The organism is Streptomyces pilosus (assembly GCF_014649835.1).
Lineage (GTDB): Bacteria > Actinomycetota > Actinomycetes > Streptomycetales > Streptomycetaceae > Streptomyces > Streptomyces pilosus.
Map to the genome: position 1 here is coordinate 46,676 of NZ_BMTU01000009.1, position 12,890 is coordinate 59,565.

Sequence of the window (12,890 nt, forward strand, 5' to 3'; positions counted from 1 at the left end):
CCCGTCACGTACGGCCGCCGCCGCCCTCCTCGAGCCGGTGGCGCCGCAGGCTCGCGCCCGGGGTGCCGCTGTCGGCCTCGGCGGCGTCCGCGAGGGCCTGGGCCGCCGCCTCGGCCGCCTGGGCCGTGTCCTCGGAGGCCCGGGTGGTGCTGTCGTCGGCCGACGGCTTCTCGCGGGTGGCCGGTGACGGCGGCAGCACCTCGGTGAAGGCCCTGGACACCCCCTGCAGGGCCGAGGTGATCTCGCTCGGGATCACCCAGAAGTTGTTGCCCGAACCCTGCGCGAGCTGCGGGAGCGCCTGCAGGTACTGGTAGGCCAGCAGCTTGGGATCGGGGTCGTTGCGGTGCACGGCCTGGAACACCTCGTCGATCGCACGGGACTGGCCCTCGGCCTCCAGGATCGCCGCCGTCCGGTTTCCCTCCGCGCGCAGGACGGCCGCCTGCTTGTCGCCCTCGGCGGTGAGGATCTTCGACTGGCGCTGCCCCTCGGCCCCCAGGATCGCGGCCCGCTTGTCCCGCTCGGCGCGCATCTGCTTCTGCATCGCCTCCTTGATGGACTGCGGAGGGTCGATCGCCTTGATCTCGACCCGGTTGACCCGCAGCCCCCACTTGCCGGTGGCCTCGTCCAGCACCCCGCGCAGCTGGCTGTTGATGGTGTCCCGTGAGGTGAGGGTCTTCTCCAGGTCCATGGACCCCACCACGTTGCGCAGGGTGGTGACGGTGAGCTGCTCGACGGCCTGGAGGAAGCTGGCGATCTCGTAGAAGGCCGCCCGCGGGTCGGTGACCTGGAAGTACAGCACGGTGTCGATCTCGACGACCAGGTTGTCCTCGGTGATGACCGGCTGCGGTTTGAACGACACCACCTGCTCCCGCAGGTCGATCAGCGGGTGCACCCGGTCGATGTAGGGGATGACGAGGCTGAGTCCGGGGGTGAGCGTGCGGTGGTAGCGGCCCAGCCGTTCGACGTTGCGGGCGCGGGCCTGCGGCACGATGCGGACCGCTCGCACGACGGTGAAGATCGCGAACAGCGCGATGATCAGGCCGGCGATGAGAGGGGCGGAGATGTCCATGGCTTCAGTCCCTGGGGTAGACGAGCGCGGTGGCGCCGCTGATCTCTATGACGTCGACGGTCCTTCCCGTGCGGATGACCAGGGTTTCGTCGTAGCTGCGCGCCGTCCACTCCTCGCCGTCGATGCGGACCCTCCCGCCCGTCCCCGTCACCTCCGACAGGACGTAGGCGGGCTTGCCGATCAGGGCGTCCGTGCCGAAGCGCATGGTCTGGGGCCGTTCCATGTGGCGCAGCGCGAGCGGACGGACGAACAGCAGCGTGCCGGTGGCCACCAGGGCGTACACCAGGAGCTGGAGCCAGAGCGGCAGCCCGGCCGCGGCGACTCCCGCGGTGGCCAGCGCGGCCGCGCTCAGCATCCCGAGCGCGGCGGTCAGAGTGAAGATCTCCGCCACGGCCAGCACGGCCGCGACGATCAGCCAGATCAGCCAGGGATCCATGACGCGCCTCTTCTCACCGGTGCGGGGTCGAGGGCCAGACCTTTGCTCCCACTTTAGGTGCGGGCGGGCCGGGTTCCGAGGGGTGTGCGTCAGGATGCCCGCCCCGGCCGGGCAACCATCAGGACCGCACAAATCCGGACGGGATCATTGCTTCGGTTGTGTTCGAGTCCTAGGGTGTGGCTGGCTCAGTAGTCGCTCCGTCACCAACCGTCGTGGTTCCTCCCCGGAGCACCGTCCCCCGCCCGGCGACGCGGCGACGGGGGGATCCGACGCGCCCTCAGTCCGCGCAGCGCCCTGTCGTACCGAGGAAGGCCACGGTCCATGCCGCACCCCCACGTGTCTCCCGCCGACCGGCCCACCCGCCCCGCCCGGCCGGTCGTCAGCCGCCGCCGTCTCCTGGAGTCCGGCGCCGCCGTCCTCGGCGCCCTCGCCCTGTCCAGCCCGCCGGGCGCCGCGCACGCGGCGGCCGGCCGGCGGGCCGCGGCCGACGCGCCCCCGGAGTGGAACGACTTCGGTGTCTTCACCGTCGGCACCCAGCCGCCGCACACCACGCTCATGCCGTACGCCGACCTGAGTCAGGCACTCGCCGGCGACCGCACCCGCTCGCCCTACCGGCTGAGCCTGGACGGCACCTGGAAGTTCGCCTACGCCGACCGCCCCGACGACCGGGACCCCGACTTCCACCGCACGGACACCGACGACAGCGACTGGGAGACCCTCCCGGTGCCGTCCGTGTGGCAGCTGCACGGCCACGACTTCCCGATCTACCTGAACATCACCTACCCCTACTGGGGCCCCAACGGACGCGGCGAGGACCCCCAGCCGCCCGCCGCCCCCACCCGCTACAACCCGGTCGGCCAGTACCGGCGCACCTTCACCGTCCCGCGCGACTGGGCGGGCCGCCGCACCCTCCTGCACTTCGAGGGCGTCAAGTCCGCCCACTACGTGTGGATCAACGGCGAACTCGTCGGCTACGACGAGGACTCCTACACGCCCTCCGAGTACGACATCACCGACCGTCTGAAGCCCGGCACCAACCAGATCGCCGTGGAGGTGTACCGCTACGCGGACGGCGACTGGCTGGAGGACCAGGACATGATCCGGCTGAGCGGCATCTTCCGCCCGGTCCACCTCTACTCCGTCCCGGCCGTGCACCTGCGCGACTTCAAGCTGGACACCCCGCTGGACGACAGCTACTCGGCCGCCGAGCTGGCGGTCACCGCGAGCGTCCGCGCCGTCGGCGAGGCCGGGAGCGGCCGGTACACCGTGGAAACGCAGTTGTACGACGCGCGCGGCCACGCCGTCTGGTCCCGCCCGCTCCAGCAGACCGCCGACCTCGCCGCGGCCCCCGCCGGAGCGGACGTCACCGTGCGGGCCTCGAAGGCCGTGGCCGCGCCGAGGCTGTGGTCGGCCGAGCAGCCGTACCTCTACACGGCCGTCCTCCGGCTCCGCGACCCGGCCGGCGAGGTGGTGGAGATTCTGTCCCACCGGGTGGGCTTCCGCGAGTTCGCGATCCGGGACGGGCTGATGCGGATCAACGGCCGGCCCGTCTCGTTCCGCGGCACCAACCGCCACGAGATGCACCCGGCCCGCGGCACCGCCCTCACCCGCGAGGACCTGGTCGAGGACATCCGCCTCATCAAGCGGACGAACATCAACTCCGTCCGCACCTCGCACTACCCGAACAACCCGCTGTGGTACGAACTCGCCGACGAGTACGGCCTCTACCTCGTCGACGAGACCAACCTCGAGACCCACGGCATCCGTTCCGAGTACCCCGGCAGCCACCCCGGGTGGACGGCGGCCTGCGTCGCCCGCGCCCGGAACATGGTGCACCGCGACAAGAACCACCCCTCGGTGGTCATCTGGTCGCTCGGCAACGAGGCCGGAGGCGGCAGCACCTTCACCGCGATGCACGACTGGATCCGCTCCTACGACCCCACCCGCGTCATCCAGTACGAGGGCGACGACCGCCCCGGCGTGAGCGACATCCGCTCCCGCATGTACGAGAGCCCGGCACGGGTCGAGGAGCGCGCCCGGGACACCACCGACACCCGCCCGTACGTCATGATCGAGTACTCCCACGCGATGGGGAACTCCAACGGAAACTTCCGGAAGTACTGGGACGTCGTCCGCCGCCATGACGTCCTCCAGGGCGGCTGGATCTGGGACTTCGCCGACCAGTCCCTCCACACGCCGGTCCCGGCCCGCACCCTGCTCACCGAGTCGGGCCCGGCCGGCCTGCGCGGCGAGATCCTCGCCACCCGCGGCACCCTCGACCGCGACCGGGGCCTGTCCGGCATCACGGTCTTCGAACGCGACGACAGCCTCGACCTCACCGGCTCCCTCACCCTGGAGGCCTGGATCACCCCGGACGTGCTCGGCTACCACCAGCCCGTCATCGCCAAGGGCGACACCCAGTACGCGCTGAAACAGACCGACCGCAGGCTGGAGTTCTTCATCCACGCCGACGGCCAGTGGATCGCCGCCAACTGGACGCTGCCGGACGGCTGGACCGGCCGCGAACACCACGTCGCCGGGGTCTTCGACGCCGACGCCGGGACCCTGAGTCTGTACGCCGACGGCGCGCTGCGGGCCACCCGCGCCACCGACCGGCGGCCCAGCAGCAACACGGCCCCCCTCTCCCTCGCCTCCGACGCCGACAACCAGACCCGCGAGTTCAGCGGCACCCTCCGCCGCGCCCGCGTCTACGCCCGCGCCCTCACCGCCGCCGAACTGGCCGACGACGGCCGCGGGCCCGGCGACGACGGCGTACGGTTCTGGTTCGACGCCGCCACCGTCCGGACCGAGCGGAAGCGTCCCGCCGCCAGGACGTTCCTCGCCTACGGCGGCGACTGGGGCGACAACCCCAACGACGGAGCGTTCGTCGCGGACGGCATCGTCACCGCCGACCGCGCCCACACCGGCAAGGCGGCCGAGGTCAAACGCGTCTACCAGGCGATCCACGCCGCCCCGGGCGCCCGGCCGGGGGACGTCACCCTCACCAACGAATACCTGTTCACCCACCTGCACGACCTCGACGGACGCTGGGAACTCGCCGTCGACGGCCACGTCGTACGGCGCGGACGGCTCACCCGGGACCAGCTCGACGTGCCCCCGCGGTCCACCAAGGACATCACCCTGCCCGTACGCCTCCCCGCGGACCCGGAGCCGGGCACCGAGTACTTCCTCCACCTCGCCTTCACCACGAAGGAGTCCACGAAGTGGGCGGAGGCCGGCTTCGAGGTGGCCCGGCAGCAGCTCCCGCTCGACGCCGGCAGCCCGGCCGTGACACCGGCGCCCCTGCGGAGCGTTCCGCAACTGCGGCACGAGGAGCGGGAGAAGGACATCCGGATCACCGGCAGGGACTTCTCGGTCACCGTCGACAGGACCAGCGGCTCCCTCACCTCCTACGAGGCGCACGGCATCCCCCTCGTCACCTCGGGCCCCGTGCCCAACTTCTGGCGGGCGCCCACCGACAACGACCGCGGCAACGGCCAGCACCTGCGCAACCGGACCTGGCGCGACGCCGGCGCCCGGCGCGAGGTCACGGACGTCGCCGTACGGGTCCTCGGCGACCGGGCCGTCGCGATCACGGTCCGCGGCACCCTGCCCACCACCGTCGCCTCCACCTACACCACGCGGTACACGGTCTTCGGCAACGGCGAGATCAAGGTCGACAACACCCTCCACCCGGGCGCCGCGACCCTGCCGTACCTCCCCGAGGTCGGCACCCTGCTGTTCCTGCCGCGCCGCCTGGACCGCCTGCACTACTACGGCCGCGGCCCGGAGGAGAACCACTGGGACCGCAACACCGGCACCGACGTGGGCCGGTACACCTCCACCGTGGCCGGCCAGTGGACCCCGTACATCCGCCCGCAGGAGAACGGCAACAAGACCGACGTCCGCTGGGCCGCCCTGACCGACGGCCGGGGACGCGGCCTGCTGGTGTCGGGCGAACCCCTCCTGGAGATCAACGCCTCGCACTTCACCCCGGAGGACCTGTCGGCCGGGGTCCGCCACGACTACCAGCTGACCCCGCGGGACGCCGTCGTCCTGCGGGTCAACCACCGGCAGATGGGCGTGGGCGGCGACGACAGCTGGGGCGCCCACACCCACGACGAGTACAAGCTCTTCGCCGACCGCGACTACGCCTACACCTACCGGCTGCGCCCGCTGACCGACGTGAAGGCGGCGACGGCGGCCGCACGCCGGCCCACCGCGACCGAATGAGGAGGTCACACCCGCCGGAGCCCGGGGTATCCGGGCTCCCATGGGTGACATTCTGGTCGGGGCATGTTCGTGGACGGACCGTCAACTCGTCACGAGCGGCTGGTATCCGCGCGGACGGCGGGACGCCGAGGGCCGGCTGCGGCACTACGCCTCCCGGCTGCCCGTCGTCGAAGTGGACTCCGGCTACTACGCGTTGCCCCGCCGCCGCAACAGCGAACTGTGGGTGGAGCGCACACCGGACGGGTTCCGGTTCGACGTCAAGGCGTTCTCCCTGCTCACCGGCCACCCCACACCGCAGCGCGCACTGCCCGCTGACCTGCGGGGCCGGGCCGTGGACGACGCGCTGCTGGACGAGGTGTGGGAGAGGTTCGCGGACGCGGTCGAGCCGCTGCGCGCCGCCGGGCGGCTGGGCACCATACTGTTCCAGTTCCCGCCCTGGTTCGCGCCCGGATCCACCGCCGAGCGGACCCTCGAGGACTGCGCGCGGCGTACGGCCGGCTGGCCGCTCGCCGTCGAGTTCCGGCACCCGGCGTGGTGGGGGGCCGACCGAGCCGACGACACCCGCGCGCTGCTGTCCGCCCTGGGCGCCACCGCCGTCGGCGTGGACATGGCGCAGGGACTCACCGGTTCCCTGCCGCCCCTCGCGCCCGTCAGCCGGCCCGGGCTCGCCGTCGTGCGGTTCCACGGACGCAGCCCGGCCTGGGGGAGGGGCAGCAAGGAGGACCGCTTCCGCCACGACTACGAGGTGAGCGAACTCGCCGCCTGGGTGCCCCGGCTGCGGCGCGCGGCACGACGGGCCGGCGAACTGCACGTCCTGTTCAACAACTGCTGCGCGGACGCCGCCGTCCGCGCCGCCGAGACCATGCGCGGCCTGCTCACCCGGCCGGACCGCTGAGCGTCTCCCGGGACGCGGGCTCCTCTGCCGGCCGCGGAGCCCGGCCGCGGAACCCGGCCGCGGAGCCCGGCCGCCGTGCGATCCGGGCCACCGTGCGATCCGGGCCGCCGCAGTACGCGGCACGTCGATGTCGGATTCTCGCCAGACCGCGGGCTCCGCCGTGCCCGATCCTTGAGGCATGCGGATGGGAATGCACACCGACACCGAGCGCTGCGTACGCGCCGTGCGGTCGAAGGACGCGCGGTTCGACGGCTGGTTCTTCACCGCCGTCCTGACCACCGGGATCTACTGCCGGCCCAGCTGCCCGGTGGTGCCGCCCAAACCCGGGAACATGGTCTTCCACCCCAGTGCCGCGGCCTGCCAGCAGGCCGGTTTCCGCGCCTGCAAACGCTGCCGCCCCGACACCAGCCCCGGCTCGCCGGAGTGGAACCACCGGGCCGACCTCGTGGCCCGCGCCATGCGGCTGATCGCCGACGGCGTCGTCGACCGCGAGGGCGTCCCCGGCCTCGCCGCCCGGCTCGGCTACAGCACCCGGCAGGTCGAACGCCAGCTGCTCGCCGAGCTGGGCGCCGGCCCCCTCGCCCTCGCCCGCGCCCAGCGCGCCCAGACCGCCCGGCTGCTCGTCGAGACGACCGCCCTGCCGATGGCGGAGATCGCCTTCGCCGCCGGATTCGCCTCCGTGCGCACCTTCAACGACACCGTGCGCGAGGTCTTCGCCCTCTCCCCGACCGACCTGCGCACCCGCGCCACCCCGCGTGCCACCCCGAGCGACACCCGGTCCCGCGCCGCCTCCGGCGCGCTGTCCCTCCGGCTGCCGTTCCGCACGCCGCTCAACCCCGACAACCTCTTCGGTCACCTCGCCGCCACCGCCGTACCCGGCGTGGAGGAATGGCTCCCCCACAGCCCTATGGGCATGGGAGGTACCCCCATCGGCGCCTACCGGCGCACCCTGCGGCTGCCGTACGGGCACGGCGTCGTGGCGCTCGCCCCGCACCCCGACCACATCGCCTGCCGCCTCACGCTCACCGACCTCCGCGACCTCACCGTCGCCATCAGCCGCTGCCGCCGGCTGCTCGACCTGGACGCCGACCCGGTCGCCGTCGACGACCAGCTCCGCACGGACCCGGTCCTCGCGCCCCTGGTCGACAAGGCGCCCGGCCGCCGGGTGCCGCGCACGGTGGACGAGGCGGAGTTCGCCGTCCGGGCCGTCCTCGGCCAGCAGGTGTCCACGGCCGCCGCCCGCACCCACGCGGCCCGCCTGGTCACCGCGCACGGCACACCGGTCGACGACCCCGAAGGCGGCCTCACCCACCTCTTCCCGTCCCCGGAGGCACTGGCCGCGCTCGACCCCGGCACCCTCGCCATGCCGCGGTCCCGGCGCACCACCTTCACCACACTGGTGCGCCGGCTCGCCGACGGTGATCTGCACCTGGGCGCGGAGAGCGACTGGGCCGAGGCCCGGGCCCTGCTCCTCGCTCTCCCCGGCGTCGGACCGTGGACGGCCGACGTCGTCGCCATGCGGGCGCTCGGCGATCCGGACGCCTTCCTCCCCACCGACCTCGGCATCCGCCGCGCCGCCCGGGAGCTCGGCCTGCCGTCCACCCCGGCCGTCCTCACCGCCCGCGCGGCGGCCTGGCGGCCCTGGCGGGCGTACGCGGTGCAGTACCTGTGGGCGACCGACAGCCACCCGATCAACTTCCTCCCCGTCTGAGAAACCGAGGACACACAGCCGATGAAGCAGCACACCGTGATCGACAGCCCCTACGGCCCGCTGACGCTCGTCGCGGACGACGGGGTCCTGTGCGGGCTCTACATGACCGACCAGCGCCACCGGCCGGCGGAGGAGACGTTCGGGGTCGCCGACGACGCGGGCTTCGCGGAGGCGGAGGAGCAGCTCGCGGCGTACTTCGCGGGGGAGTTGCGGGCGTTCACGGTGGCACTGCGGCTGCGGGGCACACCGTTCCAGCGGCAGGTCTGGGAGCAGCTGGCCCGTATCCCCTACGGGGAGACGCGGACCTACGGGCAGCTCGCGGACGCCCTGGGCAACCCCAAGGCGTCCCGCGCGGTCGGTCTGGCCAACGGCCGGAACCCGGTCGGCATCATCGTCCCCTGCCACCGGGTCGTCGGCGCGAGCGGCGGCCTCACCGGCTACGGCGGCGGCCTGGAGCGCAAGCGACGCCTGCTGGACTTCGAACGCGGGACGGCGCTGTTCTAGACCTCAGGCCGCGATCCGGCGCAGCAGCCCGGGCAGTGCCGTCCCGATCGGCTCGCGGATCACCTCGTCCGCGCGCTCGTCGTACGGCGTCGGCTCCGCGTTGACGACGATCAGACGGGCCCCGTGGTCGGCGGCCACGTCCGCCAGACCGGCGGCGGGATGGACCTGGAGACTGGTGCCGACGGCGACGAAGACCGTGCAGGCCTTGGTGATCGCCACCGCCTCGGCGAGCACCACGGGGTCGAGCCGCTCGCCGAACATCACCGTCGCCGGCTTCAGGATGCCGCCGCAGTCCCGGCACGGCGGATCGTCCTCACCGGCCTCGACCCGGGCGAGGGCGTCCTCCGTCGAACCGCGCGCACCGCACCGGGTGCACACCACGCTCCGTACGCTGCCGTGCAGTTCGAGCACCTTGCGGTCCGGCATGCCGGCCCGCTGGTGCAGCCCGTCCACGTTCTGGGTGATCACCCGGACCGCCGTCCCGGACCGCTCCAGCTCGGTCACCGCCCGGTGCGCGGCGTTGGGTTCGGGCGCGAGCGCGAGGGTCTCGCGCCGCAGCTGCCACGACCGGCGGCGGATCTCCGGGTCGCCCATGTAGTACTCGTACGTCACGAGCTTCTCGGCCTCCGGATCGCGGCGCCACAGGCCGTTCGGCCCGCGGTAGTCCGGGATGCCGGAGTCGGTGCTGACACCGGCACCGCTGAGGAGAGCGACGAGAGGCTTGCCCATGAGCCGAGGGTAGAAGCCGCGCCGCCCGGCCGGCGAGCGGATATCGGCGGACGGCCACTCAGCCCACCCGGTACCCGTTCTCCAGTTCCGCCGTGCCGGAGCCGTCGGCGAGGACGTCCAGCGCGGCCAGGACCCGGCGGCCCAGGGAGCCGGGCAGATGGCCGGTCAGCTCCCCGCGCGGCACCAGCCGCCAGGACAGCAGCTCCGACTCCTGCAACCGGATCGACCCGAGCTCCTCCTCGTCCAGCACACCGCCGTCGTACAGGTACGCCACCAGCGGAGGCCGGCCCGGCCCCTTCACCCAGTCCACCGCCAGCAGCGCGCCCAGCTCCCGGTCGAGGCCGATCTCCTCCGCCGTCTCCCGCCGCGCCCCCTCGCGGGGGCTCTCCCCCTCGTCCGACTCGATCGTCCCGCCGGGCAGCGCCCACCCCTCCCGGTAGTTCGGCTCGACGAGCAGCACCCGGCCCCCGGCGTCGCGGAAGAGGGCCCCGGCGCCGGCGAGGACACGGGGGAGGGAGGCGATGTAGGCGGCGAAGTCCTGCAGGGGCTGAGTCGTGGTCATGCCGGAAGGGTACGGCGGCCGGCGGACGCCCCGTCCGGGCGCACGGCAGCACACGCCGTCCCGCGACCGGCACCGGGCGGCGCACACGCCGGGTGCGCGTACGCCGTGCCTCAGGACTCCGCCCGCGCCAGCCGCAGCGTCCGCTCCGCCAGCTCGCTGACGCGGACCCCGTCGAAGCCGAAGACGGCACTGCGGACCGTGTCCCGCAGGGGGTCCGTCCAGCGCGCCGGGATCGCCGGGGCGCCGCACATCACCCCGGCCACGGAGCCCGCCGTCGCCCCGTTGGAATCGGTGTCCAGGCCGCCGCGCACCGTCAGGGCGATCGTGCGGGTGAAGTCGCCGTCGCCGTACAGCAGACCGGCGGTGAGCACGGCCGCGTTCGGGACCGTGTGGATCCAGCCCAGGCCGGCCGTCTCCTCCTCGAGCGTCGTGAGCGTCTCCTCCCAGGCCAGCCCCGCCCCGTGCAGGGAGGCCACCCGGCGCACCGTGCGGGCCAGGCGGCTGCCCGCCGGGATCACCCCCAGCGCCTCCTCCAGCGCGTGCCGCACGGTGGGCGCCGTGAACGCCGCCGAGATCAGCGCCGCCGCCCACATCGCGCCGTACACGCCGTTGCCGGTGTGGGAGAGCACCGCGTCCCTGCGGGCCAGCGAGGCGGCGCGGCGCGGAGCGCCCGGCGAGGTCCAGCCGTGCACGTCGGCCCGGATGAGGGCGCCGATCCACTCCTGGTACGGGTTGTCGTACGTGGCCGTCAGCGGGGGCCTCAGTCCGTTGGCGAGATTCCGGTAGGCCACCCGTTCCGCCGTGAACGTCTGGAGGTACGGCAGCCGCAGCAGCCACAGGTCGCCCACCTGCTCGGTGCTGAACCCGAAGCCGTGCGTCTCCAGCAGGTGCAGACCGAGGACCGCGTAGTCGACGTCGTCGTCGCGGCAGCTGCCGCGGACCCGGCCGCGGACGCAGGCCCGCCACTCGGGGCGCAGGTCGCGCGCCTCGCTCTCGGACGGCGGCTCGGGCAGGTAGTCCGTCAGGGGGAGGGCGTCCGCGCGGCGCAGGTAGCGGTCGATGCGGGCGCGCGTCCACACCTCGCCCTGCTCGACCGGCTTGCCGAGCATGTTGCCCGCGATCCGGCCCAGCCAGCCTCCCAGGATGCGGTCGGCGAGTCCTGACTCCGTGCCCACGGCGGTCGTAGCGGTCATGCATCCGGTGTACCCGGTTCCGGGCCGTCCGCGCCGTTCCACGGGGTGGGCGGGCCATGGCGGCGGCCGTGCGCGCCGGTTAGGGTCACAGCGGCGCGAACGGCCCCGGCAGGTGGGCGGGGCCAGGAGGAGCGAGGGGAACACAAGTGGCGGACGCTGCAGCAAGCGGCACGCGTACGGCGCGATCGGCACCACGGGTGCTCGTCGCCGCGGACAAGTTCAAGGGATCGCTGACGGCCGTCGAGGTCGCCGGGCGGGTGACGGCCGGGCTGCGCCGGGTCGTGCCGGACCTGGCGGTCGAGGCGCTCCCCGTGGCCGACGGCGGCGACGGCACGGTGGCCGCGGCGGTCGCGGCCGGGTTCGAACGGCGCGAGGTGCGCGTCACCGGTCCCGCCGGGGACCCGGTGACCGCGGCGTACGCGCTGCGGGACGGCACCGCCGTCGTGGAGATGGCGGAGGCCAGCGGGCTCCAGCGGCTGCCGGGGGGCGTCCTCGCGCCGCTCACGGCGTCGACGTACGGCTCGGGGGAACTGCTGCGGGCCGCGCTGGACGCGGGCGCGCGGACCATCGTGTTCGGGGTGGGCGGCAGCGCCACCACCGACGGCGGCGCGGGCATGCTGTCGGCACTGGGGGCCCGGTTCCTGACGGCCGGGGGCGAGCCGGTGGGGCCCGGAGGCGGCGGGCTCGCCGAGCTGGCGTCCGCCGACCTGTCCGGCCTCGACCCGCGTCTCGGGTCGGTGGGCTTCGTCCTGGCCAGCGACGTCGACAATCCGCTGACCGGTCCGCAGGGAGCGCCGGCCGTGTACGGGCCGCAGAAGGGCGCGTCGCCGGAGGACGTGGAGCGGCTGGACGCGGCCCTGACACACTTCGTGAAGGTGCTGGAGAGCGCGGCCGGGCCGCGGGCGGCGGAGCACGCGTTGTCACCCGGCGCGGGGGCGGCGGGCGGCGTCGGGTTCGGGGCGCTGCTGCTGGGCGCCGGGTTCCGGCCGGGCATCGAGGTCATGCTGGACGTGCTGGGTTTCGCGCCGGCGCTGGAGCGGGCCGACCTGGTGATCACCGGCGAGGGCTCGCTGGACGAGCAGACCCTGCACGGCAAGGCCCCCGCGGGTGTCGCCGCCGCGGCCCGCGCCGCCGGCAAGGAGGTCGTCGCGGTGTGCGGACGGCTGGCGCTGCCGCCGGAGGTCCTGGGCCGGGCGGGGATCCGGCGGGCCTACGCCCTGACGGACCTGGAGCCGGACGTGGCGCGGTGCATCGCCGACGCGGGACCGATCCTGGAACGCACGGCGGAGCGCGTCGCCCGCGACTTCCTCCTCTGACGCGGGGCGGGTCCGGCGGCCCCGTCCGGACCTGACGCGGCCTCACCGGGCGGGCCGGCCACGGCCCCCGCCCACGGGCCGGGACCGGGTTGCGGTCGCTCCCAGCAGTGGTTTAGTGGAGACGAAGGCACACGTGCAGGCAGACGTCCCAGACGTCCTCGCCGACACGGAGCGGCGTCACCACCCGGCCGCTGCGACTTCCGGCGTCCCGCGGCGTCTCGCCGAAAGGCGCAGCACGGAGG

At 73.9% G+C, this 12,890-nt stretch carries 10 protein-coding genes; 5 read left to right on the plus strand and 5 right to left on the minus strand.

What is annotated here, in order from left to right; genetic code table 11:
* Positions 1-4: 4 nt before the first annotated feature.
* A complete protein-coding gene (locus tag IE118_RS22000) occupies positions 5-1,069 on the minus strand; it encodes an SPFH domain-containing protein (protein ID WP_189559712.1) in 1,065 nt (354 codons plus the stop codon).
* Between the two features lie 4 nt (positions 1,070-1,073).
* Positions 1,074-1,505, minus strand: coding sequence for an NfeD family protein (locus IE118_RS22005; RefSeq protein ID WP_189559713.1), 432 nt, complete (start codon positions 1,503-1,505; stop codon positions 1,074-1,076).
* Positions 1,506-1,826: 321 nt separating this feature from the next.
* Between IE118_RS22005 and IE118_RS22010 the strand changes: the two genes are divergently transcribed.
* The 4 genes from IE118_RS22010 (at position 1,827) to IE118_RS22025 (ending at position 8,848) form a co-directional block, all read left to right on the plus strand.
* Positions 1,827-5,738 (plus strand): glycoside hydrolase family 2 TIM barrel-domain containing protein, encoded by a 3,912-nt coding sequence (locus IE118_RS22010; protein ID WP_189559714.1) that lies wholly within the window; start codon positions 1,827-1,829, stop codon positions 5,736-5,738.
* A 40-nt stretch (positions 5,739-5,778) separates the two neighbouring features.
* Positions 5,779-6,633 (plus strand): DUF72 domain-containing protein, encoded by an 855-nt coding sequence (locus tag IE118_RS22015; RefSeq protein WP_189559715.1) that lies wholly within the window; start codon positions 5,779-5,781, stop codon positions 6,631-6,633.
* A gap of 190 nt (positions 6,634-6,823) precedes the next feature.
* Positions 6,824-8,344, plus strand: coding sequence for an AlkA N-terminal domain-containing protein (locus IE118_RS22020; protein ID WP_189559902.1), 1,521 nt, complete (start codon positions 6,824-6,826; stop codon positions 8,342-8,344).
* Between the two features lie 21 nt (positions 8,345-8,365).
* Positions 8,366-8,848, plus strand: coding sequence for a methylated-DNA--[protein]-cysteine S-methyltransferase (locus IE118_RS22025; protein ID WP_189559716.1), 483 nt, complete (start codon positions 8,366-8,368; stop codon positions 8,846-8,848).
* A 3-nt stretch (positions 8,849-8,851) separates the two neighbouring features.
* Here the strand turns inward: IE118_RS22025 and IE118_RS22030 are convergent, their stop codons facing one another.
* From IE118_RS22030 to IE118_RS22040, 3 genes are all read right to left on the minus strand, one after another.
* Complete coding sequence (locus tag IE118_RS22030; protein WP_189559717.1) at positions 8,852-9,577, minus strand: SIR2 family NAD-dependent protein deacylase; 726 nt, start codon at positions 9,575-9,577, stop codon at positions 8,852-8,854.
* Positions 9,578-9,635: 58 nt separating this feature from the next.
* Positions 9,636-10,139, minus strand: a complete 504-nt coding sequence (locus IE118_RS22035; RefSeq protein WP_189559718.1) for an NUDIX domain-containing protein — start codon at positions 10,137-10,139, stop codon at positions 9,636-9,638.
* Positions 10,140-10,249: 110 nt separating this feature from the next.
* On the minus strand, positions 10,250-11,332 hold the full coding sequence (locus IE118_RS22040) for an ADP-ribosylglycohydrolase family protein (protein WP_189559719.1): 1,083 nt from the start codon (positions 11,330-11,332) through the stop codon (positions 10,250-10,252).
* Positions 11,333-11,478: 146 nt separating this feature from the next.
* On the opposite strand from IE118_RS22040, the gene IE118_RS22045 reads away from it, so the two are divergent.
* Positions 11,479-12,648 carry a glycerate kinase gene (locus IE118_RS22045; RefSeq protein WP_373303211.1) on the plus strand — a complete coding sequence of 390 codons (1,170 nt, stop codon included), beginning with the start codon at positions 11,479-11,481 and terminating at the stop codon, positions 12,646-12,648.
* Positions 12,649-12,890: the final 242 nt, after the last annotated feature.